General features: G+C 42.6%; 21 protein-coding genes. 14 read left to right on the plus strand and 7 right to left on the minus strand.

The genetic code is table 11. The features are described from left to right. Positions 1-239: 239 nt before the first annotated feature. Genes GBI66_RS05165 through GBI66_RS05175 form a run of 3 tightly spaced genes read right to left on the minus strand, consistent with a single transcriptional unit; the run spans position 240 to position 2,698 of the window. Positions 240-1,547 carry a DUF445 domain-containing protein gene (locus tag GBI66_RS05165; RefSeq protein ID WP_151715389.1) on the minus strand — a complete coding sequence of 436 codons (1,308 nt, stop codon included), beginning with the start codon at positions 1,545-1,547 and terminating at the stop codon, positions 240-242. A gap of 17 nt (positions 1,548-1,564) precedes the next feature. Further along, on the minus strand, positions 1,565-2,122 hold the full coding sequence (locus GBI66_RS05170) for a hypothetical protein (RefSeq protein ID WP_016542268.1): 558 nt from the start codon (positions 2,120-2,122) through the stop codon (positions 1,565-1,567). A gap of 36 nt (positions 2,123-2,158) precedes the next feature. Continuing rightward, a complete protein-coding gene (locus GBI66_RS05175; protein ID WP_005185996.1) occupies positions 2,159-2,698 on the minus strand; it encodes a DUF924 family protein in 540 nt (179 codons plus the stop codon). A 227-nt stretch (positions 2,699-2,925) separates the two neighbouring features. Here GBI66_RS05175 and gshA point away from each other — a divergent pair, with 227 nt between their 5' ends. The 3 genes from gshA to GBI66_RS05190 all read left to right on the plus strand — a co-directional run bounded on the left by gshA (position 2,926) and on the right by GBI66_RS05190 (position 5,730). Beyond that, complete coding sequence (gene gshA / locus GBI66_RS05180) at positions 2,926-4,500, plus strand: glutamate--cysteine ligase (RefSeq protein ID WP_005185993.1); 1,575 nt, start codon at positions 2,926-2,928, stop codon at positions 4,498-4,500. 18 nt (positions 4,501-4,518) lie between these two features. Further along, a complete protein-coding gene (locus tag GBI66_RS05185; protein ID WP_005185990.1) occupies positions 4,519-5,025 on the plus strand; it encodes a disulfide bond formation protein B in 507 nt (168 codons plus the stop codon). A 156-nt stretch (positions 5,026-5,181) separates the two neighbouring features. Next, on the plus strand, positions 5,182-5,730 hold the full coding sequence (locus GBI66_RS05190) for a hypothetical protein (protein ID WP_005185967.1): 549 nt from the start codon (positions 5,182-5,184) through the stop codon (positions 5,728-5,730). 78 nt (positions 5,731-5,808) lie between these two features. Here the strand turns inward: GBI66_RS05190 and GBI66_RS05195 are convergent, their stop codons facing one another. Then, complete coding sequence (locus tag GBI66_RS05195; protein WP_005185964.1) at positions 5,809-7,155, minus strand: hypothetical protein; 1,347 nt, start codon at positions 7,153-7,155, stop codon at positions 5,809-5,811. A 262-nt stretch (positions 7,156-7,417) separates the two neighbouring features. On the opposite strand from GBI66_RS05195, the gene GBI66_RS05205 reads away from it, so the two are divergent. The 7 genes from GBI66_RS05205 (at position 7,418) to urtE (ending at position 15,762) form a co-directional block, all read left to right on the plus strand. Next, positions 7,418-8,008 (plus strand): YqiA/YcfP family alpha/beta fold hydrolase, encoded by a 591-nt coding sequence (locus GBI66_RS05205; RefSeq protein ID WP_005185961.1) that lies wholly within the window; start codon positions 7,418-7,420, stop codon positions 8,006-8,008. Between the two features lie 14 nt (positions 8,009-8,022). Further along, positions 8,023-9,906: a DNA topoisomerase IV subunit B gene (parE, locus tag GBI66_RS05210; RefSeq protein ID WP_004803540.1), complete on the plus strand. Its 1,884-nt coding sequence runs from the start codon at positions 8,023-8,025 to the stop codon at positions 9,904-9,906. 260 nt (positions 9,907-10,166) lie between these two features. Continuing rightward, positions 10,167-11,447, plus strand: coding sequence for an urea ABC transporter substrate-binding protein (urtA, locus tag GBI66_RS05215; protein WP_151715390.1), 1,281 nt, complete (start codon positions 10,167-10,169; stop codon positions 11,445-11,447). A 90-nt stretch (positions 11,448-11,537) separates the two neighbouring features. Beyond that, on the plus strand, positions 11,538-13,151 hold the full coding sequence (gene urtB / locus GBI66_RS05220) for an urea ABC transporter permease subunit UrtB (RefSeq protein ID WP_151715391.1): 1,614 nt from the start codon (positions 11,538-11,540) through the stop codon (positions 13,149-13,151). 4 nt (positions 13,152-13,155) lie between these two features. Continuing rightward, the gene (gene urtC / locus GBI66_RS05225) at positions 13,156-14,226 is read left to right on the plus strand and encodes an urea ABC transporter permease subunit UrtC (RefSeq protein WP_151715392.1); all 1,071 of its coding nucleotides are present in this window, start codon (positions 13,156-13,158) and stop codon (positions 14,224-14,226) included. Next, positions 14,227-15,054, plus strand: a complete 828-nt coding sequence (urtD, locus tag GBI66_RS05230) for an urea ABC transporter ATP-binding protein UrtD (RefSeq protein ID WP_004657105.1) — start codon at positions 14,227-14,229, stop codon at positions 15,052-15,054. A gap of 9 nt (positions 15,055-15,063) precedes the next feature. After that, entirely contained in the window at positions 15,064-15,762 is a 699-nt protein-coding gene (gene urtE, locus GBI66_RS05235; RefSeq protein ID WP_004657106.1) for an urea ABC transporter ATP-binding subunit UrtE, read from the plus strand. Positions 15,763-16,006: 244 nt separating this feature from the next. Here urtE and GBI66_RS05240 read toward each other — a convergent pair whose 3' ends face one another. The 3 genes from GBI66_RS05240 to GBI66_RS05250 all read right to left on the minus strand — a co-directional run bounded on the left by GBI66_RS05240 (position 16,007) and on the right by GBI66_RS05250 (position 18,241). Next, the gene (locus tag GBI66_RS05240; RefSeq protein ID WP_151715393.1) at positions 16,007-16,747 is read right to left on the minus strand and encodes a hypothetical protein; all 741 of its coding nucleotides are present in this window, start codon (positions 16,745-16,747) and stop codon (positions 16,007-16,009) included. 81 nt (positions 16,748-16,828) lie between these two features. Further along, entirely contained in the window at positions 16,829-17,380 is a 552-nt protein-coding gene (locus tag GBI66_RS05245) for a GNAT family N-acetyltransferase (RefSeq protein WP_151715394.1), read from the minus strand. Positions 17,381-17,515: 135 nt separating this feature from the next. Then, the gene (locus GBI66_RS05250) at positions 17,516-18,241 is read right to left on the minus strand and encodes an outer membrane protein OmpK (protein WP_151715395.1); all 726 of its coding nucleotides are present in this window, start codon (positions 18,239-18,241) and stop codon (positions 17,516-17,518) included. Positions 18,242-18,611: 370 nt separating this feature from the next. Between GBI66_RS05250 and GBI66_RS05255 the strand changes: the two genes are divergently transcribed. The 4 genes from GBI66_RS05255 to dsbD all read left to right on the plus strand — a co-directional run bounded on the left by GBI66_RS05255 (position 18,612) and on the right by dsbD (position 22,410). Continuing rightward, positions 18,612-18,986, plus strand: a complete 375-nt coding sequence (locus GBI66_RS05255; RefSeq protein ID WP_004803557.1) for an HPF/RaiA family ribosome-associated protein — start codon at positions 18,612-18,614, stop codon at positions 18,984-18,986. Between the two features lie 144 nt (positions 18,987-19,130). Then, positions 19,131-19,676, plus strand: a complete 546-nt coding sequence (locus GBI66_RS05260) for an ankyrin repeat domain-containing protein (protein ID WP_151715396.1) — start codon at positions 19,131-19,133, stop codon at positions 19,674-19,676. A 32-nt stretch (positions 19,677-19,708) separates the two neighbouring features. Further along, positions 19,709-20,476, plus strand: coding sequence for a transporter (locus GBI66_RS05265; protein WP_005185941.1), 768 nt, complete (start codon positions 19,709-19,711; stop codon positions 20,474-20,476). An 83-nt stretch (positions 20,477-20,559) separates the two neighbouring features. After that, complete coding sequence (gene dsbD, locus GBI66_RS05270; RefSeq protein WP_151715397.1) at positions 20,560-22,410, plus strand: protein-disulfide reductase DsbD; 1,851 nt, start codon at positions 20,560-20,562, stop codon at positions 22,408-22,410.

The raw sequence follows: 22,410 nt of genomic DNA on the forward strand, positions 1-22,410 counted from the left end.
TCCTTTTTAATATCTAATTTCTTTTTGACGATGACTCTGCACAGCCTCGTATGCTGTGAGAAATTATATGTAATTTGCATAGGCATGTTTTACTTTTCAAGGATGAAAAGTAACAAAAATCCTTTGTAGTGCTGACGACCCATCCTTGAGGCCGCAGCACTACGGGTGGCATCCATGCCGCCGTCACGATAGTTGATCCCGACTTAAATTGAGCTAGATAATTTTACGATTTGATTTATTTACAAAACATTTTCAACAATGGCACGAATCACACCGAGTGCTAAACCAATAAACGCACCGACAATCACACCGTTGACGCGGATCATATGCAAATCACCGCCAACTTCACTTTCGATTTTGGCAATCATTTCCCGAGAATCCCATTCATGAATGCGCTCACTGATATAACGAATGATCTTGTCGCTATATTGCTCACTGAAATTGGTGGCTAAACCCACCATTTTTTCATTCAGTACCTGACGGACTTTTTCATTCTGAATCAGGCTTTCACCGAGCTGTTGAATAGCGGCTTGTAAATTGGTGGCAATGCCTGAATCTTTCTGCATTAAATCGGTTTTAATTGCATCACATAAAATCGCCACAGCACCACTGATAAAGTTCAGTACTTGTGGGCTATCGAGCAAGGCATCTTTGCCACGATTTAAGCGTTGGCTGGCTTCACTGTCTGTTTCTGCTAATTCCAGCATCAAGTTATGCGTGGTGGCTTCAATATCCTGACGCCAAGGGTGGTCAGGATTAGCTAGCATCGATTCAACTTTTTCAATGAGTGAATCAATGGTACGTTGCTGTACATCAATGCCGATCCAGCTTGCGCCTTTAGCTAGTTTCCAAACACCGAGTTCTTGGAATAATTTACGTGATAAATCACGTGCTTCTTCAGGATGAGACACCATCCATTCATGTGCGAGATCCAGTCCACGCTGCAACACATCTTGATGGAAGTCATTTTCCAATACAGCACGCAGCATTTCACTGGCCAATTTATTGACTTTGGTACTTCTGACCCATTGCACACTGTTATTTTGCACAAAGTGGGCAATCTGATCTTGGCTGACAAATTCAAAAATTCTCGGCACAGTGTGTTGGATCATCTGTACCACATGCTGATTGTTCTTAGGATTAGCCAACCATTGACCTACCGCCAAACTGATATCGGCATTTTGTAAGCTACGTTCCACAATTTGTGGTGATAAGAAATTTTCCTGTACAAAGCGTCCCATTGATTCGGCAATACGCGCTTTATTCCGTGGAATAATTTCAGTGTGATCACGCAACAGTTTGGGCAGCGGCATTCTACCGAAAGGGTTGCGGAATAATACGGTGACCGCATACCAATCGGCTAAGCCACCGACTACACCAGCTTCTGCACCGAGCATAAAAATATGGATAAGCCATTTATATTCAGGGAGAAAATGTGCCGCGACCATTAAAGCGACCCATGACACCACTGCAATAATCAGTGCCATGGTGGCGAAGTATTTACTTCTCTGTAAGCTTGGGACGTGGATTTCTTCGACTGAACTCATTGAGCCATCCTTTTAATTTACTTTTTGTTTTGAGGTGGTGCAGGTGGCTGCAACACTTCTCCTGTTGGACTCAAGCCATATTTAGGCCCTAAGGATTGTAAAATCAGCTGTGCATCAAAGGCATCTGGTGATTGCTGCTGCGTCTTAAAGCACTCGATAGTATACGACACTTGAATTGGATCAATATTGACCACTTGTGGAGTATCGTAGAATGGATCCGGCCAAAAAGCAGGATGACGACGATAATAACCATAAGGATAATAAGATGGTGTCGGATAAATTACCGCCTGACGAGGTGTTTTATGACGGGCATTACTTGGATCATCCACCACACTAAAATAACGGAACCCATTTTTGACCGTGGTTTGCGCTGCTTTAAGTAGAGTGATTTCCTCAGCCGTACCATAACTCAAATTGTTATCTGCTTGGAAACCAACGCGGTAAGTTTTGTTATTTAACGGATAAGCGGTGAACTGACCGAGTTGGTCAAAGGTTCTGGGTTTGGAAGGAACCGTTGCACATCCTGCAAATGTCAATGCGACAAGGAGCGGGGTGCATATTAATAAAGCTTTCATATGCCATTCCTTTATTCAGTGTCGAGGGAGATCGACTTAAAAACTGCTATTGGGTTGAGTTAAAAATTCCAGTTCTTCAGTGCTTGAGCTACGGCCCAAAATTGCATTGCGATGCGGATAACGCCCAAAACGATCAATAATCACTTTATGCTTTTTTTCAAAGTTTAGGTTAATTTCATTGCCTAAACGTTGGAACAGTTTCAGTGCAAACTCATGTATGAGCTTAGATTCACTATGCATAAAAGGCATATATAAGAATGAACGCTGATCTGGACTGAGTTGTGCATCCAGTTGTAAGCTAATCGCCTCTTGCGACAGGGTCAAAGCTAAACTGTCATAGGCAAAGGCCTGTGCCTGATCTCGATATAAATTTCGTGAGAACTGATCGAGGACAATGATTTCAGCCAAACGGCCTTCAGGTGTTTGACGCCATGACCACAGCTCTGCCTGAGCTGCCTGATGATGAATATCTGCAAATGATGCGCGAATTTTCGCATCAAAATCATCACTTTTGGCAAACCAAAGTGCACGATGATCGGGGTCAAACCAAAAATTAAGAATGTCCTGCGCTTGCATGGGCGAGTATCCACTGGAAGATTTATTTTTCAATAAAATCACAATTTCAGCGTGTCTTATGTAACAAGATTGTGATAAAAATTGCCAAACTAAATCAGATGACTAGATCGTAATTGTCGTTATAATTGGCTGAGTCGAAGGGATTGGCATTTTCATTATGTCTGTAGAGTCGACGAAGTCGCTACCATGAATTTGGTCGACTGATCTTGAATAAGCGAGCATAGAATATGAATCAACCCAGCCTTACTTCCTCTGTGATACCAACTTGGGTAGATGCCTCGCTATTAAAGGGGATGTTACGCGGTATTGAGCGTGAAAGCCTACGCATGCAAAGCAATGGATTCTTATCACAACAAAATCACCCAATTGCTTTAGGTTCAGCACTCACACATCCGCATATCACCACCGATTATTCAGAAGCATTGATGGAGTTTATTACGACGCCACAAACGACTATTGCTGCCGCTTTAAATGAGTTGAGTGATATCCATAGTGTCGTGCATCAGCAGCTAGAAGAGGGTGAGAAGCTCTGGCCTTTATCGATGCCATGTATGCTGGATGATAACGAAGAAAATATTAAACTGGCGCAATATGGTAGTTCCAATATTGGCCGCTTTAAAACCTTATACCGTCGTGGTTTAGGCGTACGTTATGGTCGCCGTATGCAGACCATTTCAGGGGTTCATTATAATTTATCTTTTCCAGAACAACTGTTTGCTGTTTTGCAGCAGCATGAAAGCAATCCAGAGTTAAAACAGCTCAGCCTTCAAGATTATCGTAGTCACCGTTATTTTGGCTTGATCCGTAATTTTATTCGTCTGATTCCTTTGGTGATGTATATGTTGGGCGCGAGTCCATCGGTGTGCCGTTGCTTCCTGACGGGTCGACAGCATCATTTACAACCATTAGTCAAAGGCACTTTATATTTACCTGAAGCGACTGCATTGCGGATGGGGCGTTTGGGCTATCAAAACTCAGCACAAAAAGAGTTAGGAATTCATTATAACGACCTGCATGATTATCTCGATGGCTTACAAAAAGCTGTGCATACCCCATATCCAGAATTTACTCAGCTCGGTTTAAATGATGAACAGGGCGAGCCAATTCAGATTAATGATCATGTGCTACAGATTGAAAATGAATATTACAGTCTGGTGCGTCCGAAACAGGTCCCACAAGCAGGTGAAACACCGTCACAAGCCTTAAAAAATCGTGGCGTTGGTTATGTCGAATTGCGTGCTGTGGATGTGAATCCGTATAGTGCGATTGGAATTGATGAAATTTCGGCAGGCTTCCTTGAGAGTTTAGCCTTGTACTGCTTACTCAAAGACAGTCCAGATCTCTTTGCCGAAGAACAAGAGCAAATTGATCGTAACCAAACTGAAGTGGTGAATCGCGGTCGTGCGGCAGACGCCAAGATCGAAGAGGGAGATCGCTCGATTTCGTTGAAAGACTGGGCACAAAACCATTTAACTGCGATTCAAGCCTGTGCCAATATCCTCGATCAAATGGATGATACTCAGCTGTATCGTGATGCGATTCAGGTGATGCAACAACGCTTAGATCATGTCGAAAACACGCCTTCAGCCCATGTGATTGCAGATACCTTACAACATGGTGGCACATGGAATTTTGGTAGTGTTATGGCACAGCAACATATTGATCATTATGACCAGCATCCATTGAGTGAAGAACGCAAACACTATTTTGAACAATTGGCGCAAACTTCGTTGCAAAAACAGGCGCAACTTGAACAAGATAACGACATGAGTTTTGAACAATATCTTGCACAATATCGTTAAAATTTTAGAGGACTTCCCATGCGATGGAATTACCGCTTAGTTAGTGCATTGCTTGTACTGACCAGCATTATTGGTATCTCATTTGCGTTGTATTTAGAACATGTGCAGGGGTTGGATCCTTGTCCACTCTGTATTTTCCAACGCCTTGGCTTGATTGGAATGGGTTTAATTGCACTTGTCGCATTTATCCATAATCCAGTTTCAAATGGTTTCAAACGCTTTTATGCATTCTTGGCAACCTTATCCATTGGCTGGTCTGTTGGTGTTGCTGCACGCCATGTTTGGTTGCAAAGCTTACCGCCTGATAAAGTGCCGAGTTGTGGACCCGGTTTAGATTATTTGGTTGATGCTTTACCGATGAAAACAGTATTGCAAGAAGTACTTTCGGGTTCAGGTGAATGTGCCGCGGTTGATTGGACTTTCCTCGGACAATCATTGCCAGTTTGGTCTCTTGTTTATTTTAGTTTAATTTTATTGATTTGCTTATGGCAGCTGTTTAGAAACTATAGTATTTCTCTAAAATAATAGGACAGTTTTCATAATATTCATTTTAAAACCCGAAATATGAATTCATGTTTCGGGTTTTATTTTCTCAAGACTGGATTAGTTCATATTACACTAATCCAGAAAGTGGTCAGATAAAAATTATTAACGAGATACATTGATTTTAAAGGATTTATCATGCCATCTTCTTATAAAAAATATGCATATAATTTCGGCTTGGCAAGTTTGAGCCTCTTACTTTCTTCGTGCATGAATACTTTAGAAGGGAGTAGCGAGTCTAATCATCACAGCCAAACAAAAAGCACTCTCTCAACATCTATGAAGATAAAAAATGATGATGGATTTGATATTACTTCGCTTCCTTACAACTCAAATGCACATCTGAATTGTATTTTGTCGGCACAAAGACTGAATTGTGGTCCAATCAATTTAATCGATAGCACGAGTCTGATTAAAGTTTATAATTTTATTAACCCAGGTTATGTTGATTCAGTCATTTTTCCAAAAACAAGCGATGGTGTTCTATTAATTGCTTCACCTTTTTCAAGTGAAAGTGGGCACCTAGAAATCAATCTGACCTCTGTGAATAAGTCGGGTTCGGTTAAAAGCATTACTTTGGATGCATCTAAAAATATTGAAATTAATCAAAACTATGAGATTTTATACAAAGAAAATGAGAAAGATTTAAAACTGAAGTTAAATGAACAGGGTGACTTTGTTAAATAAAGATATTTATAGATTTTTGAGCTAGTTGCGGTCTTTGACTAAAAAAGCTCAGCTAGAACCTAACTGAGCTTTTATCGTTTAGGTCTCAACAATGCCTTCTAAATCATCAAAGGTATAGTTATGGGGTACATTGATCATATGGGTTTGTACACCAGCTTCAACTTTTTCTTTAGCATCAGGGTACAACCAGCGCGTAATCTGCTCAGCGACACTGGAGTGATACTGAATTTCAAAATGATTCAGCCCATAGAAAACTGCTTTATGGGTGTCTGGCAATTTCAACTGAAAACGTGGATTCTGGTGTTCACCTAAAGCACTCTTCACACTGACCAGATAATCCCCAATCACAGAAAGTGCTTTATTACGCAATTTCTCGAACTCTAAGGTTCCTGCGATCAAAAAGGTATTGATATGGGACGGTAGTGGTGCAGGTTTACGATTGTCGTCGGCAAAACCAATACGCGCATCATTATGTTCCCAGTCATCATCACGGACACTGCCGTAACGTAGATCGAGTATGCCGTTACTGCGAACATTCACCAACTGACCAAGTAAATTGATAAATGGGAATCCACCAAGTTTGTCTTGCAATACAAAACCAAAGCGTTCAAGTACTGCACCATGATGTGGCGAACCGATACAAACTAGATTCTCGACCATATGCACCCATTGATACAGATTTTGTTTGCCATAAAATAGAGCACTACGTGAAACCAAGCCGCCCATACTGTGCCCGATCAGGTCGATACTGGTGATACGGGGATTACGTTGCACCAAATCCTCTAGCGTATTGGCAAAACTACGGCCATTCGCTGAAATTCGGCGTCCAGTGTTGTAGTTCAAATATAGCATGGTGTTGTTATCACGTTGCGCGAGCAAACGCTCACCAATACCGCCATAACGATGATTAGACCAAGTCAAATGATTCATACATAAACCATGGGCAAGAATCACCACACGGCCTGTTAGTTCGCCTTGCTGTAAAGAACCGTAGTGATCATAAAGCACCATCGGCAAAGCCATTGGATTGTGTTGCTTTAAAAAGAAATCACCGAAAATTCCATTCAACGCACCGACCACAAAATGTAGGGTTGGCGTTAAAGGCTTGTCATGCAAAACTGGAAATTTTTCAATAATGCGACGTAAATTTGGCGCAAGAAAATGACTGCCATATTTTTGTAGGGCAACATAAGAAAACTGATAAAACTTTTGCAGTTGAGGGTGCTTTTGTAATTGTTTGGCTTTTTGTGCACTTAAACCGAGCGTTGTCCTTAATACCTCAGTTTGTACCACTTGGATCAGCTCATGTACGCCACTAAGGCTGGTACTGACCAGCTGTGCCAAACCTTCCAAAACATCTGCCTGACTCGGGGGCGTGCGATCCCACTTACAATAGGTTTCATGCAGAGGTGTTAAACTTGGCATATTGATTTCCCCATCCTTGATATATACCGAAGGTTTGAAGTGTTTTTTCTGAATATTGTTTAGATAAACTACAACAAACGCTTACATCTTATGTCTTTCATACGTAATTTTTTTAGAATACTGATGAACGGAGTACAGTATCGTTTTTTGTGTCAGACAATATCCAGCTTAAATGTAATTTATATTGTTATTTGTTTAACCATTAATCAAAATAATGTGATTTATTTCACTTTATGTCAAGTCATTGCCTATTTTGGTGCGTATGCAAATTATCTATCTACATGGTTTCCGAAGCAGTCCGATGTCGATAAAAGGACAGCAGTTGCAACAATATTGTGCACAGCATGAGGCGATACAAGTGCATTTACCTGATTTAAATCAGCCACCCGATCAAGTGCTAGAACAACTCTCTCAGCTTATCGAAAATTTAGCACAGGATAAAGTAGTTTTAGTGGGAAGCAGTCTCGGTGGTTTCTATGCGACATATCTTGTCGCAAAATATGGCTGTGCTGCTGTATTGATTAATCCTGCTATGCGACCATGGCAATTATTCGAAGATTTATTTGGGGTTGAACAAATCCCACTCAAAGTCACTGCATCATGGACACTTGATGCTAATCAACTGCAGCAATTACAATCGATTGCTGACACGAAGCTCGTTCATGCTGATAAAATTCTAGTGCTTTTGCAACAAGGCGACGAAGTTTTGGATTATCGTGAAGCTCAACGCTATTATAGTGCAGTTCATCCATCCTCATTGATTTTAACCGACGCAGATGGTAATCATGCAATGGATGATTTTGAAGAAAAATTACCTTTAGTTCTCGAATTTTTATCGGCAGCCATCCAATAAGGAAGTCAGACCAAGTGACACAATACACGGCACAATCTCTTGAAGTTCTTTCTGGTTTAGATCCAGTGCGTCGTCGACCGGGTATGTATACCGACACCTCACGTCCAAACCATTTGGCGCAAGAGGTGATTGATAATGCAGTCGATGAAGCGCTTGCAGGTCATGCCAACCAGATTTGTGTCACGGTCTATGAAGATGGTTCATTGTCGGTTGAAGATAATGGTCGTGGTATGCCAGTCGATATTCATCCTGAATATGGGCAAAGTGGTATCGAGATTATTTTGACCAAGTTACATGCGGGTGGCAAATTCAGTACCGATAACTATCAGTTCTCAGGTGGTTTGCATGGCGTTGGGATTTCGGTGGTCAATGCTTTGTCGACCCGTGTTGAAGTGGCCGTACAGCGTCAAGGTAATCTGTATCAAATGGCCTTTGAACAAGGCGAGCCAGTTGCACCTTTGTCGGTTTTAGAAGGTAAGGTCGCTAAGCGTGCGACAGGCACCACAGTACGTTTCTGGCCTGAAACCAAATATTTTGATAGCCCTAAATTTGCACTTAAGGCGCTAAAACATAATTTAAAAGCCAAGGCTGTTTTAGCTGCGGGCTTAAAAATAATTTATGACGATAAAATCAATAACGAAAAGATCGAATGGCAGTTCGAAAATGGTCTGGTCGACTATTTGATGGATGAACTGCAAGATCGAGACATCTTGCCAGATCCTGCTTTTGTCAGCAGTGGACAAGCAGACCGCGCAGCCTGTGAATTTGCGATTTGCTGGAATGTTGAAGGTGGCGAGCAAATTCAGGAAAGCTATGTCAACTTGATTCCAACCGCGCAAGGCGGTACCCATGTCAATGGTCTGCGTTCAGGTGTGACCGAGGCTTTACGTGAATTTTGTGAATTACGCAATTTGTTGCCGCGTAATATGAAGCTCTCTGCGGAAGATGTTTGGGATGGCGTAAACTTTATTCTATCGCTGAAATTCCAAGAGCCACAATTTTCTGGGCAAACCAAAGAACGTTTATCCAGTCGTGAAGCATCCAATATTGTACTGAACATTGCCAAAGATGCATTTGCCTTATGGTTAAACCAGCATGCCGAGATTGCGACGCAACTGGCGGAAATGGCGATTGCCAAAGCAGGACGTCGTTTAAAAGCAGCGAAAAAAGTTGAACGTAAGAAGATTGTTGCAGGCCCTGCGCTGCCTGGAAAACTGGCAGACTGTGTTGGTTTAACCCGTGAAGATAGTGAGCTGTTTATTGTCGAAGGGGATTCTGCGGGCGGTAGTGCCAAACAGGCACGTGACAAGAATTTCCAAGCGATTATGCCGATTCGTGGAAAAATCCTGAATACTTGGGAAGTCTCTTCAGACGAAGTGTTGGCGTCTCAAGAAGTGCATGATATTGCCATCGCAATTGGAGTCGATCCAGGCAGTGATGATCTGTCTGAATTGCGTTATGGCAAGATCTGTATCCTTGCCGATGCGGATTCGGATGGTCTACATATCGCAACTTTATTATGCGCTTTATTCGTAAAACATTTCCCGACTTTGGTTGAGGAAGGGCATCTGTTCGTCGCTATGCCACCACTTTATCGTATCGATATTGGTAAAGAGGTGTACTATGCCTTGGATGATGATGAGCTTGAAAGTATCCTGAAAAAAGTTAAAGGCAATAAAAATCCTCAGATCACCCGATTTAAAGGTTTGGGCGAGATGAACGCCAGCCAGTTGCGTGAAACCACAATGGACCCGAATACGCGTCGTTTGGTGCAATTGGACTTGGATGATGCACATTTAACCGCAGGGTTATTGGATAAATTACTTGCGAAAAAGCGTTCAGCAGATCGTAAACACTGGTTAGAACAAAAGGGTAATTTGGCAGATATTACGGTTTAAGCCCTTTGTCTCATTATCGGATTAAAGCCAAGCACTAGCTTGGCTTTTTCTTTTGTTGAACTTTTAATATCCGAGCTGAACAAATTTGCATCATTTTAGGTCGTTGCGTATTTTTTGTATGCAATGTTGTATACAAGATGAAAGAATTAAGACTTAAATTTTATTTAAATTAATTAAAAACAATATCTTATTGTGTTGGCACAGAAATTGAATAACTCCACCCAGTAAAAATCACAATTATTGATGGGTGGAGAAACAAGATGCAAAACAATTTGATGTCGATGTCAGTGCTCATGGCAGCCATGATGGGGATCGGTCTAGTTGGCTGTTCAAAACCAGCAGAAAAAACAGAACAGACCAAAACAGAAGCCAAAACTGCACCCGCAGCCGGCGGTGATACCATTAAAGTGGGGATTCTACATTCGCTTTCAGGCACCATGGCGATTTCTGAAACCTCACTGAAAGACACTGCCTTGATGACCATTAATGAGATCAATGCCAATGGTGGAGTACTGGGTAAAAAATTAGAACCTGTGATTGTTGACCCTGCATCGGATTGGCCATTATTTGCAGAAAAAGCCCGTCAGTTGATTACCCAAGATAAAGTAGCTGTTATTTTTGGCTGTTGGACATCCGTTTCGCGTAAGTCAGTTTTGCCTGTGGTGGAAGAGCTAAATGGCTTATTGTTCTATCCAGTGCAATATGAAGGTCAGGAACAGTCTAAAAATATCTTCTACACGGGTGCAGCACCAAATCAACAAGCGATTCCTGCGGTTGAATATCTGATGGGGGATGAAGGCGGTAAAGCAGAACGTTTTGTGTTACTCGGTACAGATTATGTCTATCCACGTACTACCAATAAAATTCTTCGTGCTTTCTTGAAGTCGAAAGGCGTGGCTGATGCCGACATCATGGAAGAATACACGCCATTTGGTCACAGCAATTATCAAACCATTGTTTCTAATATTAAGAAGTTCTCTGCAGGTAAAAAGACTGCGGTGATCTCGACCATCAATGGCGACTCCAATGTGCCGTTCTATCGTGAGCTAGGTAACCAAGGCATCAAAGCATCGGATATTCCTGTGATGGCGTTCTCTGTTGGTGAGGAAGAATTACGTGGGATCGATACCAAACCATTGGTGGGTCATCTAGCGGCATGGAATTACTTCATGTCAGTGAAAAATCCTAAAAACACTGAGTTTGTGAATAAATTCAAACAATATGCGGTGGAATACAAACTTCCAAATGCTGACAAAGTGGTGACCAATGATCCGATGGAAGCAACCTATGTCGGTATCAATATGTGGAAGCAAGCGGTTGAGAAAGCTGGCTCTACAGAAGTCGACAAAGTCCGTGATGCGATGGCAGGTCAGACTTTTGCTGCGCCATCAGGCTATACCTTAAAAATGGATGAAACTAATCACCATCTACATAAACCAGTGATGATTGGACAGATCCGTGGCGATGGCCAATTCGACGTGGTCTATAAAACACCACAAACGATCAAGGCGGAGCCTTGGAGTCCGTATATCCCGAAATAAGTGACTTTTAGCCTGCTGTATTCACAGCAGGCTTTTCTATTCTGATTTTTTGTTTGATCTATTTAAAACCGTAATAATAAGGGGAGTTCTATGGCGAAACACTATGTTTTGGCACTGCTCTGCATCATGGCACAGATGATTTTTAGTCCAGCATGGGCAGAAGCCACATCCGCAACGTCTACAGCTTCTCAAGATGCCATTCAGACCTTTGTGAAGTCCGATTTTGCGACGCGTCGTGCCATGCTCAATCAATGGCCTGCCAGTATTGAACAACTGGATCAGTTGGTGGCATATATTGATCAAAATGAACTTTATACCGATAGCGCAGGCAATACCTATTTGCTGAAAAATGATGACAAGCTGTTCAGCTATCCTGAGCAGCAAGCATTGGAACAATGGCCAGCCGATCTATCTCAAGTGACTTTGGTGAATACCTTACGCAAGGCGCTGAATTTTGGTCAAGCCAAGGCCAAACTCAATTCTACCGATGCCTCACAACGTTTAGCTGCAGTTGATATTTTAGAAAATAATTTGGCTGAACTTGATGTGGCGATGGTGAAGCAGCTTTATTTGAATGAAAAAAATGATCAGGTTAAAGCACGTTTAGCACAGCTCAAAGCTCGTTTGGACTTTAACAGTGCTGATGAGTTTACCAAGCTTGAAGCAGTCAAAGTCTTGGCAGATTCAAATCGTCCTGATGTATTCGCCTTAATTAACCAAACTTTAGAACAACCACAAAGCAATCCTGCATTAAAGGCAGCGTTGTTGGATGCACACAATAAAATTAAAACCCGCCTACAAATCAGTGAATGGTCAGGCCATGTCTTTTCAGGCTTAAGTACGGCCAGCATTTTGCTGCTTGCAGCACTTGGCTTAGCCATTACCTATGGTCTGCTTGGGGTAATTAACATGGCACATGGTGAGCTCATCATGATTGGTGCCTATACCACCTATGTAATCCAGAGTTTTTTTAAAACCCATTTTGCTGGATTAGTCGATTGGTATTTGTTGGCTGCGATTCCTGCGGCATTTCTGGTGAGTGCCTTGATTGGTATGTTGATTGAACGCACCGTGATTCGTCCGCTATATGGTCGTCAATTGGAGACTTTACTTGCGACCTTTGGAGTGAGTCTGATCTTAATGCAATTGGTACGTATGGTGTTTGGTGCGCAAAATGTCGAGGTTTCTAACGTGGCATGGCTGAGTGGTGGTATCGCGGTGACGCCAAGCTTAATGCTGCCTTATAACCGTATTGCGATTATTGGTTTTACCATCGCAGTGTTATTGCTGTTGCTGTTCTTACTCAATAAAACCCGTTTTGGTTTATTTGTACGTGCGGTGACACAAAACCGTCAAATGGCCCGCGCTGTTGGTATCCGTTCTGCACGGGTTGACATGATGGCTTTTGGTCTGGGTTCAGGCTTGGCGGGTTTGGCTGGTTGTGCCTTGGCACAGGTTGGTAATGTTGGACCTGACCTTGGACAAAACTACATTATCGATGCCTTCCTTGTGGTCGTTGTGGGTGGTGTCGGTCAAGTTTGGGGGGCGGTATTGGCGGCACTCGGACTGGGGATTAGCGGTACAGTTTTAGAGATTGGTTTAGGCGCAGTGCTTGCAAAAATTATTCTCTTGGTTCTTGTGATTTTGTTTATCCAAAAGCGTCCACAAGGTTTGTTTGCCATCAAAGGCCGTTTTGTGGAGTAAGCCAATGAAAATCACTTCCTTATTTGCCGACAAGCCCTATAGCGCGGTAGCGATTGCACTGTGTTTTGGCGTGTTATTGCTGTTGCCGTGGCTACACTTGTTGTCTCCTGACTCGGCCTTTTACCTATCTGCTTACTGGATCACCTTGATTGGCAAGATCATGTGTTTGGCTTTGGTGGCTCTTGCACTGGATCTGGTCTGGGGCTATGCCGGGATTCTAAGCTTGGGACATGGTTTGTATTTTGCCTTGGGCGGTTATGCCTTTGGCATGTATCTCATGCGCCAATCCGCAGGTGACGGACTGCCTGATTTTATGCGTTTCCTGAGTTGGACTGAGTTGCCTTGGTATTGGATCGGTACCGAGCACATTGCTTGGGCGCTGGCACTGGTGGTGCTGGTACCAGGTTTGATCGCGTTTATTTTTGGATTCTTCGCCTTTCGTTCCAAAATCAAAGGCGTGTATTTCTCCATTATTACCCAAGCCATGACTTTTGCCACCGCATTACTGTTCTTCCGTAATGAAACAGGCTTTGGTGGCAACAATGGTTTTACAGGCTTTAAAACTATTTTGGGTTTTGACATTACCTCTGCACCAATGCGCGCAACGCTGTGCTTTGTGACTGCGTTAATGTTGATGTTGTGTTTCCTTGGTCTGCGCCAACTGATGAATCGTCCTTATGGTCGTGTGTTGGGTGCGATTCGTGACAGTGAAAATCGCTTGCAATATCTCGGTTATCGTACGCTGTGGTACAAGCTGTCGGCATGGGTATTGTCCGCGGTGATTGCAGGCATCGCGGGGGCGTTGTATGTGCCGCAGGCTGGTATTATCAACCCAAGTGAAATGAACCCAGTCAACTCAATTGAAATGGCGGTGTGGGTGGCTGCGGGTGGACGTGGCACTTTGATTGGCCCGATTTTAGGGGCTGGTTTAATTAATGCAGTGAAAACCTATTTCACTGTGGCTGCGCCAGAAGCATGGTTATTGATTTTGGGCGCACTGTTTATCGTGGTGACCTTATTCTTGCCAAAAGGTGTGATTGGTTTATTTGACCGTTTTAAAAAGGAGCGTGATTAAATGAGTGATGTATTAATAGACTCAGCTCAACATGGCGGTCAACTGGGCGAGGGCTATGGTCGTGCCAAGCCGCAAGGTGCGGATTTTAGCCACGGTATTGCCTTATATCTGGAAAAAGTCAGTGTCTGGTTTGACTCATTTCGAGCCCTCAATGATTTGTCGTTGTACATTGCCGAGGGTGAATTACGCTGCATCATCGGGCCGAATGGCGCAGGAAAAACCACCTTGATGGATGTGATTACTGGTAAAACGCGTCCAACCACAGGTACGGCATTTTTTGGGCAAAACTATGATCTTGCCAAAATGAGTACCGAGCAAATTGCCGAAGCGGGCATCGGTCGAAAATTCCAAAAACCAACGGTGTTTGAAAATTTTACAGTCATGGAAAATCTACTGTTGGCAGCACCACGAGATAAACGGGTGAAGAAAAGCTTCTTTTCTCGTTTAGACCCAGAAGCGCAATTGGCTTTGGATGAAAGTCTGGAACAGATTCGTTTAAAGGAGTTTGTACACAAGCCAGCAGGTCTGCTGTCACATGGACAAAAACAGTGGTTGGAAATCGGCATGTTGCTGATGCAACGGCCGAAGTTGATTTTATTGGATGAGCCTGTCGCAGGTATGACCGATGCTGAAACCGAGCGCACGGCTGAACTGTGTCTGGAACTGAAAAAAAATCACACCCTTGTGGTGGTGGAACATGACATGAGCTTTATTGATACCATCAGTGAAAAAGTCACGGTATTGGCGCAGGGGGCGATTTTGGCAGAAGGCACATTGGCAGAGGTTCAGGCCAATGAAGATGTGATCGAAAAATATTTGGGACGCTAGGAGAGGCACATGTTAGAAGTGAAACAAATTAATCAATTCTATGGTGGCAGTCATATTCTGCGTGATGTGTCTTTTAACGCGCCTGTGGGTGAGTGTAGTGTGGTGCTAGGCCGTAATGGCGTAGGCAAAACCACCTTGTTGAAATGCCTGATGGGGATTCTGCCGATTAAGTCAGGGCAGATTTTGTTAGATGGCAAAGACATCGCCAAGATGTCCCCTGAGCAACGGGTACGTGCAGGTTTGGCCTATGTGCCGCAAGGTCGCGATATCTTTTCAACTTTAACGGTAGAAGAAAATATTTTAATTGGCATGGCTAAATTTTCGGGTGCCAAGACGCGTAAGGTGCCAAGCCATTTATATGAAATTTTCCCTGTACTCGATGAAATGAAACATCGCCGTGGCGGAGATTTATCGGGTGGCCAGCAACAGCAGCTTGCGATTGCTAGAGCGTTGGCTTCGGAGCCGAGTGTTTTGATTTTAGATGAACCGACCGAAGGGATTCAGCCTTCAATTATTAAAGATATTGGTCGGGTGATTCGTAAATTGGCGGATCAAGGTGAGATGGCGATTATTTTGGTCGAGCAGTTTTATGATTTTGCTGAAGAGTTGGCGGATGCGTATACCGTGATGGCGCGTGGGCAGGTGATTGCACAGGGGCGGGGGGAGGATATGCCTGAGAAGGGGATTCGGGAGTTGGTGGCGATTTAGTATTTCTTGGCTAACAGTTACTTTATCCTTGTTCTAAGGAATGTATCTTTATGATGGACCTTACTTTTGAGAGATCAAAAGTAAGCAAAAATCTTTTGTTCGACTGACGTTACATCCTGAGCAATTCCAAAGCATGGCTTTGGAAGCAGCGCAAGGCAGTCGAACATGGCGACATCCATGTCGCCTATCACGATAGTGAACGTTGGGAAAATGCAATTTAGAACATTAAATGGTTAGCCTAGATTTATTTGTCTTCAACCTTATAAAATGTTCCGCCTGCATAGACATTGTGTCCAAAGCCACATGAGGACTCGCCATTGTGCTGTTCAACCTCAATTTTTTGACCTAGATTTGCATCATTGGCAAATTGAAGTTTGATCTGACAGTCCTCATAGCGATAGCTGGCTTGTTTTGACTTGATTGGCATGCTGGTTTCAAACTGTCCCATATTGGGTCCATAGATCAAACCGCGTAGGCCAAAGTAATAGCCATCAAATGCAATCGCATATTTATTCTGCTTTTTACTGACCTTGATGTAATCCCATTGCCCAAAACCATTGGCGCGGACATAAGTCCCTTGTAGATCGGAAGGTAGTTTTGGCTTGGGCAATTGTTTTAAGTTGTATTGACTGGTTTTCGAGTCTTTATCTCTGAGAAACCAAACTCTGGCCCATTGCGGTTTGCCGAGTTTGGCGTAGCTTAACCCCACATTATTGTTGGCGATTTCGATGTCTCGGTCACTGACCTGAATGCCGCTTTCATCTGCATTGGCCTGACAGAAATGTGCCCATGCGGCTTGGTCTTGAAATTGCTTGGCTGCTTTGAGATATTGCTTTTGATCGTAGAACTTTTTACCTGCTTGTGCATATTGTTTTACTTTGGCACAGCCCTGTTGCAATTCTTGCTCGAAGGAAAGTTCTGCAAAGCTCGCGCTTGAAGCGATTGCGATGGAAAGACACAGACCGAGTTGAGATGTTTTAATCATTTTGGCTATTTTTGAAATCAAGTATTGCTTTCATTCTAAGCCACAATTCAGCCGTAAGACAGTAGGGTAAAAGTGAGGTTTTTATTGAGATTCTGTGAGTTGCAGTTGCATCCAGACCAAATCTCGCCATGTGCCAAACTTTTGTCCCACTTGTGGCATATAACCTGTTTGCACGAAGCTCAATTGTTCATGTAGCACAATGGATCCCTTATTCTCACTATCAATCGCGGCAACCATGATGTGCATGTTTTGCTGTTTGGCAAGATGAATCAATTGCTGCATCAGGGCTTTGCCCAGCCCTTGGCGAGCATAGCTGGGATCTACAAAAACAGAATGTTCAATGCTTTGGCGATAACCACTGATGGTTCGAAATGCAGTGTAATAGGCATAACCAGCGACTTGATGGCTATTCAAGTCTTCAACCACGATCATGGGGAAGTGCTGTTGCTGCATGCCGTGAAAACGTTGCTGATAATCTGCTAAGGGAACCGCCTGATCATTCCAGTTGGCTGTGCCATTTAAAATCTCGTGATTATAGATCGCGAGGATTTGTTCTAGGTCATCTGTTGTGGCAAAACGCATGTGGAAATGTGCAGCTAAGGTAGATGGGGCAAGTGCAATATTTTCAACCATAAGCAAAGGTCATCAAATTAGACAAAATAAACAGGTATGATGTGGATAGAGCAAAAGGTCAGCTCACATTTATATTCGATGATACAAACAAAAACAGCAAGGAAATCCTTGCTGTTTTTTCACATTCTAAAAGGCTTAGAAGTGGTATTTGATCAAAGCGCTGACGTTGTTTTCGTCACGGTTTTTCATACCAAATTTGTTATTCCAAACAGAATGCTCAACACCTAAATAAAGGCGAGTATCAGGTGAAATGTGTTTACCCAAGTTCCACTTGTATTGTGTGGTCCAGTTGAGTTCACTTGCGTGATCTTTTTCACCTGTAGACCAGTCAAGGAAACCATCCACCAAGAAATCTTCGTTTGATACTTTAAATGGCAAAGCATAAGCAATGGTCATTTGATAGTCATCAGCCGTATTTTCATTGTTGGCGCGGTAGAAGTTCACATTCGCATATTGGAAATATGGAATGGCAAGATCAAAACCTACACCATACAAGAAGTTGTCAAAGCTAGCGAAGTCATCATTGTTGCTTTCCCAAGTGGTTGAGATCAACACATCTTTAATTGGACCAAACGCAAGTTTCTGACCTGAAATTTCACCCAAGCTTAAACGTGGAGAAAGTTCGAAATAGGTGCTTTTATGGTCATCGCTGCCACGCATACGGTCCATAAAGAAAAATACATCGGCATATTTGACTTTTGCTGCATATTCAACCGTTACAGTTGTTTGTTTTTCATCAACAACTTCGTAGTTTTCACCATACAAACCCGTCAAGCTGAAATCTTGCCAAATCGGCTTCGCCTGAGCGAAAGCTGCTGTAGATACCAATAAACATGTTGCTGCAAGTTGCTTCAATTGCATTTAAAAAATCTCCCCCCAAAAGGCGTGTAAAGGATACAAGGTATTAAGCAAAAATAAAGCCAAATTTGACCAAATGAACAAAAGAATTGTATATAGCAGGCCAAAATAAAATGGCCCCTAAAGTTAAAAATATTTTTGTTTTAAGTTTTAATGAAAATGTCAAAAATCAGCTTGCATATTTTCGAGGAAAGACAGATATTGGAATTATAGAAGATCTTCTTACATACTGAAAAGCAACAGATGCAAAGCGAGGAGACAACAAGCATTTACATAATCAAAATATACAACTGCACTGAATGACTGCAAGCTCAAAGTGTGCAAAGAAAAAAGTTTTGTAGCACCGTCTCACAGAAAAGAGAGGAAGATATTTATGAATATTGAAATCCGTACAGATAAAAACATTCAAGGTAGTGAACGCTTAAACAGTTATGTTCGTGCAGAACTTACACAAGAATTCCAACGTTATAGCGAGCGTATTACACATTTTTCGGTTCATATTAGTGATGAAAACGGGGATAAAACGGGCGATCATGACAAACGTTGTATGATTGAAGCTCGCCCAGCAGGAATGAAACCTGTCGCAGTGACACATAAAGCAGCAAATATTGATAACTCGATTCATGGTGCGATTGATAAATTGAAACGTAGTCTGGAGCATCTTTATGAGAAAAAAGAGCACCATCGTGGTGGTTTACCCGAATATGTTGATGTCGATGATGACGTAAAAGTGGATGATGAAGCATAGCCACAAACCTAAAGAAAAAGCCCAATTGTTGGGCTTTTTTTATGCCTGTATCAAATTTCTACATGATTTTTTAGATGGTTTTATAAAATCCTGTCAGGATATTCGGCATAATAGAGCCATTAAAAAATATTGTGAGAACTGGTCATGTTAAATAAGCAACAGCAGGCCTTGGTGCAAGCCATACAACAACTCGATTTGGACCAAGTGCAATCTTTACTTGCTGAAGGACTCGACCCGAATTTTATTGACCCTGAGCAAGGACCGCCTGTATCGGTGGTTTGCGATGGTTTATTCGCTTGGTGGGAACAAATTTGTGAAGCTTATGAAGCAGGCAAGCCTTTCACTGAAGAAGAAAAGCAACAACAGCTCAAAGTTTATATCGATATTTTAGAAGCTTTGATTCAAGCCAAAGCAAATTTACATTTATGGGATTCAGAAGAGTTCTATGGTCCGCTTTGGGATGCGGCGAGTTCTGCTTGCGTGCCTGTAGTACAACGCTTACTTGATGAAAAAGTAGATCCAAATACCCGTGATGAAGAAGGTTTAACCGTTTTATCATCTATTAGCCAGCTTTTCTTTGACTGTGAATTTGATGAAATTGACTGGTCAGAATCCTTGCCAGAAGAACGTGCAACACTGGAATTGTTACGTCAGCATGGTGCAAAAATGTCAAAAGAGCTAGGTGCATAAACCAAGCCATTAGAAATAGAACGAGGAATAGAATGAAAACATTGCAAACATTGAGCTTAATTGCTGCATCAATGATAACCACGAGTGCTTTCGCGGCTGATTTTTCCTTTGACCGCCCAGGCGCGGGTATGGGCACAGGGATCACACCTGTTGGAAAGTTAGCATGGGAGCAAAGTCTACCAAGCGTGAGCTACCAAGAAGGCAAAGTTGATGGTGTCAAAGACAAGACCTTGACGCTGAATGGTGACATGTTATTGCGTACTGGTTTGGCCGATGGACTGGAATTACAATTGGGCTGGCAAGGTCCAGTATGGCAGCAATACAAACGTGCAGGCACTAAAAAAGAAAGTAATGGTCTAGGCGATGTGAGCATTGGTTTGAAAAAAGCCATTGATCTAAAAGATGATCGTTTATCAATGGCATTGTTGGCTGAAGCGATTATTGCAACGGGTAATGATGAATTCACCAATCATGATGATATTTATAGTCTCACTTCAGCTGTTGCTTATGAATTTAGTGATTTGATCGGTACGTCGATCACCATGCGTTATGAAGCACAGAACAGTGACTGGGCAGTGACTGCCATTCCAACGATTGATTATAAAATTGCAGGAAAATTATCAGGCTATTCAGAGTTTGTTTATCGTAAAGCAGAGAGCCAAGACTATGAGTATGGTCTCGGTACAGGCCTGATTTATGCCTTGAATAATCGCACGCAATTAGATGCAAGCATTGGCGTTGATCTCAATGGTGATCAAAAAAGTTATAACGGTGGCTTTGGCGTATCGGTTTTATTCTAACAATAATGAATGCTCCTGAATTCTCTTAAATTTACTTCTGCATAAGTGGGAGGGAGGCTCAGGAGAGTGATAGTGAGATAATCATGAAAATGTCTGTTCAGGCTGGGAAATCTTTCCCGCTGATGAGTTACTTTCTTGGGACTTTATTGCTGTTATGTGGGTCTTTGACTTACGCCCAAGAGAATTCATCCGCACCATTGCTTAGTCCTGAACAGGCTTTTGCATTTACGGTTGAATCGACTGCACAGAATCAGGCACGTTTGCATTGGTCGATCCAGCCAAATTATTATCTCTATCAGCATAAGTTTGAAGTGCAGCAGGGCAATCAGCCCGTCGCACTAACTTTACCGAAAGCGGTAGAGCAGTATGATGAGAACTATGGTCACAGCCAAGTTTATTATCAACAAGCTGAATTTAGTATTCCAACTCAAGCCTCGCAGCATTATCGTGTCACTTGGCAGGGCTGCGCCAAAGACCGAATTTGTTATCCTCCACAAAATATTGAATTTCAGACCGATGCAGATGGTCTGGTCAGTGCTCAGAATGTCAGTGCAAACTCACAAAAAAGCTTTTTGGATGTGGCGCGTTCATCCAACACCTTAAATGCTCAAATGGCAGCAAGTGATGAAGTACAAACTGAGCCTACAGCAAAAACGACAAATTCAAATAATTCAGGTGTAATGGCACAAGACCAAAAATGGTCAAGTGCACTCGAACAGCATTCCTTGGCTTATAGCATTTTATTGTTCTTGGGTTTAGGGATATTACTGGCATTTACGCCGTGTTCCTTACCGATGTTACCCATTCTGACCTCATTGATTGTGCGTGACAATAAAGGTGTTAAAGCTTGGTCGATTGCACTGACTTTTGTCGTGAGTATGGCTTTGGTCTATGCAGTATTAGGTCTAATTGCTTCAGCGGCCGGATTGAATTTCCAACGCTGGTTACAACAACCCGCGACACTGATTGCATTTAGCTTATTGTTCGTACTGTTTGCCCTCAATCTATTTGGCCTGTTCGAGTTGAAATTACCACAGAACTGGGTCAATCGACTGGATCAACTGCAGTCCAATCAAAAAGGCGGTACTTTGGTCGGTGCTGGTGTTATGGGCATGATCTCTGCACTGTTGGTCGGGCCATGTATGACCGCACCTTTGGCTGGGGTATTACTGTTTATTTCGCAAACACAGAGTCAATGGCAAGGTGGGTTGTTACTGTTTACACTGGGTTTCGGCATGGGCATTCCATTGCTGTTGGCCAGTGTTTTGGGGGCAAAAGCTTTACCCAAAGCAGGTGACTGGATGAACCAAATCAAGGTGATTTTTGCCTTTTTAATGCTGGCATTGAGCATTTACTTTATCCGTCCTTTGCTGCCAGAGTTAGCGATTCAAATTCTCAGCTTAATTCTGGGTTTAGCCTTTATTATTTATGCAGCGTATCGCTTGTTTTGGCAGAAAAGTAAGCTGCAATGGTTATATGCACTGTTACTGATCTTAGCGATTCCAGCATTGACCTTTAATCAATATCAGCATTTTCAAAGTCTCAGTTCAGTCCAGGCAGATAAATTGGCCGAATGGCATGTAGCAAGAACAGCAGATGAATTTCAGCAGATTTTAGCCAATGCACCCAAAGACCGTGGCATTGTGATTGATGTCTATGCGGATTGGTGTGTGGCTTGTCAGCCGATTGAGCATCGTATTTTAAAAGATGCCGAAGTCCAGCAGGCTTTATCAGGTTATTATTTAATTAAAATGGATTTAAGCCATTATGATGCGTCACACCAAGCATTGTTAGCACAGTGGGATATTTTAGGACCACCGACTTATTTGTTCCTAGATCAGCAACAACAAGAAATTCGCTCGCTACGCTTAACGGGTGCATTCCAAAAAGCTGAGCTATTACAACAATTGGCTTTATTTAAAGGGAAACAATAA

Origin of the sequence: Acinetobacter sp. TUM15071 (genome assembly GCF_008980925.1) — a bacterium.
GTDB lineage: Bacteria > Pseudomonadota > Gammaproteobacteria > Pseudomonadales > Moraxellaceae > Acinetobacter > Acinetobacter dispersus.

Excerpts from the sequence above, each read along its gene's own strand:
- GBI66_RS05190 (WP_005185967.1), top strand. The coding sequence starts at position 5,182 with ATGCCATCTTCTTATAAAAAATATGCATATAATTTCGGCTTGGCAAGT.
- GBI66_RS05240 (WP_151715393.1), bottom strand. The coding sequence starts at position 16,747 with ATGATTAAAACATCTCAACTCGGTCTGTGTCTTTCCATCGCAATCGCT.
- GBI66_RS05195 (WP_005185964.1), bottom strand. The coding sequence starts at position 7,155 with ATGCCAAGTTTAACACCTCTGCATGAAACCTATTGTAAGTGGGATCGC.
- gshA (WP_005185993.1), top strand. The coding sequence starts at position 2,926 with ATGAATCAACCCAGCCTTACTTCCTCTGTGATACCAACTTGGGTAGAT.
- GBI66_RS05255 (WP_004803557.1), top strand. The coding sequence starts at position 18,612 with ATGAATATTGAAATCCGTACAGATAAAAACATTCAAGGTAGTGAACGC.
- GBI66_RS05265 (WP_005185941.1), top strand. The coding sequence starts at position 19,709 with ATGAAAACATTGCAAACATTGAGCTTAATTGCTGCATCAATGATAACC.
- GBI66_RS05165 (WP_151715389.1), bottom strand. The coding sequence starts at position 1,547 with ATGAGTTCAGTCGAAGAAATCCACGTCCCAAGCTTACAGAGAAGTAAA.
- urtC (WP_151715392.1), top strand. The coding sequence starts at position 13,156 with ATGAAAATCACTTCCTTATTTGCCGACAAGCCCTATAGCGCGGTAGCG.
- urtA (WP_151715390.1), top strand. The coding sequence starts at position 10,167 with ATGCAAAACAATTTGATGTCGATGTCAGTGCTCATGGCAGCCATGATG.
- urtE (WP_004657106.1), top strand. The coding sequence starts at position 15,064 with ATGTTAGAAGTGAAACAAATTAATCAATTCTATGGTGGCAGTCATATT.
- GBI66_RS05245 (WP_151715394.1), bottom strand. The coding sequence starts at position 17,380 with ATGGTTGAAAATATTGCACTTGCCCCATCTACCTTAGCTGCACATTTC.
- urtB (WP_151715391.1), top strand. The coding sequence starts at position 11,538 with ATGGCGAAACACTATGTTTTGGCACTGCTCTGCATCATGGCACAGATG.
- urtD (WP_004657105.1), top strand. The coding sequence starts at position 14,227 with ATGAGTGATGTATTAATAGACTCAGCTCAACATGGCGGTCAACTGGGC.
- GBI66_RS05250 (WP_151715395.1), bottom strand. The coding sequence starts at position 18,241 with ATGCAATTGAAGCAACTTGCAGCAACATGTTTATTGGTATCTACAGCA.
- GBI66_RS05170 (WP_016542268.1), bottom strand. The coding sequence starts at position 2,122 with ATGAAAGCTTTATTAATATGCACCCCGCTCCTTGTCGCATTGACATTT.
- dsbD (WP_151715397.1), top strand. The coding sequence starts at position 20,560 with ATGAAAATGTCTGTTCAGGCTGGGAAATCTTTCCCGCTGATGAGTTAC.
- GBI66_RS05205 (WP_005185961.1), top strand. The coding sequence starts at position 7,418 with ATGCAAATTATCTATCTACATGGTTTCCGAAGCAGTCCGATGTCGATA.
- GBI66_RS05185 (WP_005185990.1), top strand. The coding sequence starts at position 4,519 with ATGCGATGGAATTACCGCTTAGTTAGTGCATTGCTTGTACTGACCAGC.
- GBI66_RS05175 (WP_005185996.1), bottom strand. The coding sequence starts at position 2,698 with ATGCAAGCGCAGGACATTCTTAATTTTTGGTTTGACCCCGATCATCGT.
- GBI66_RS05260 (WP_151715396.1), top strand. The coding sequence starts at position 19,131 with ATGTTAAATAAGCAACAGCAGGCCTTGGTGCAAGCCATACAACAACTC.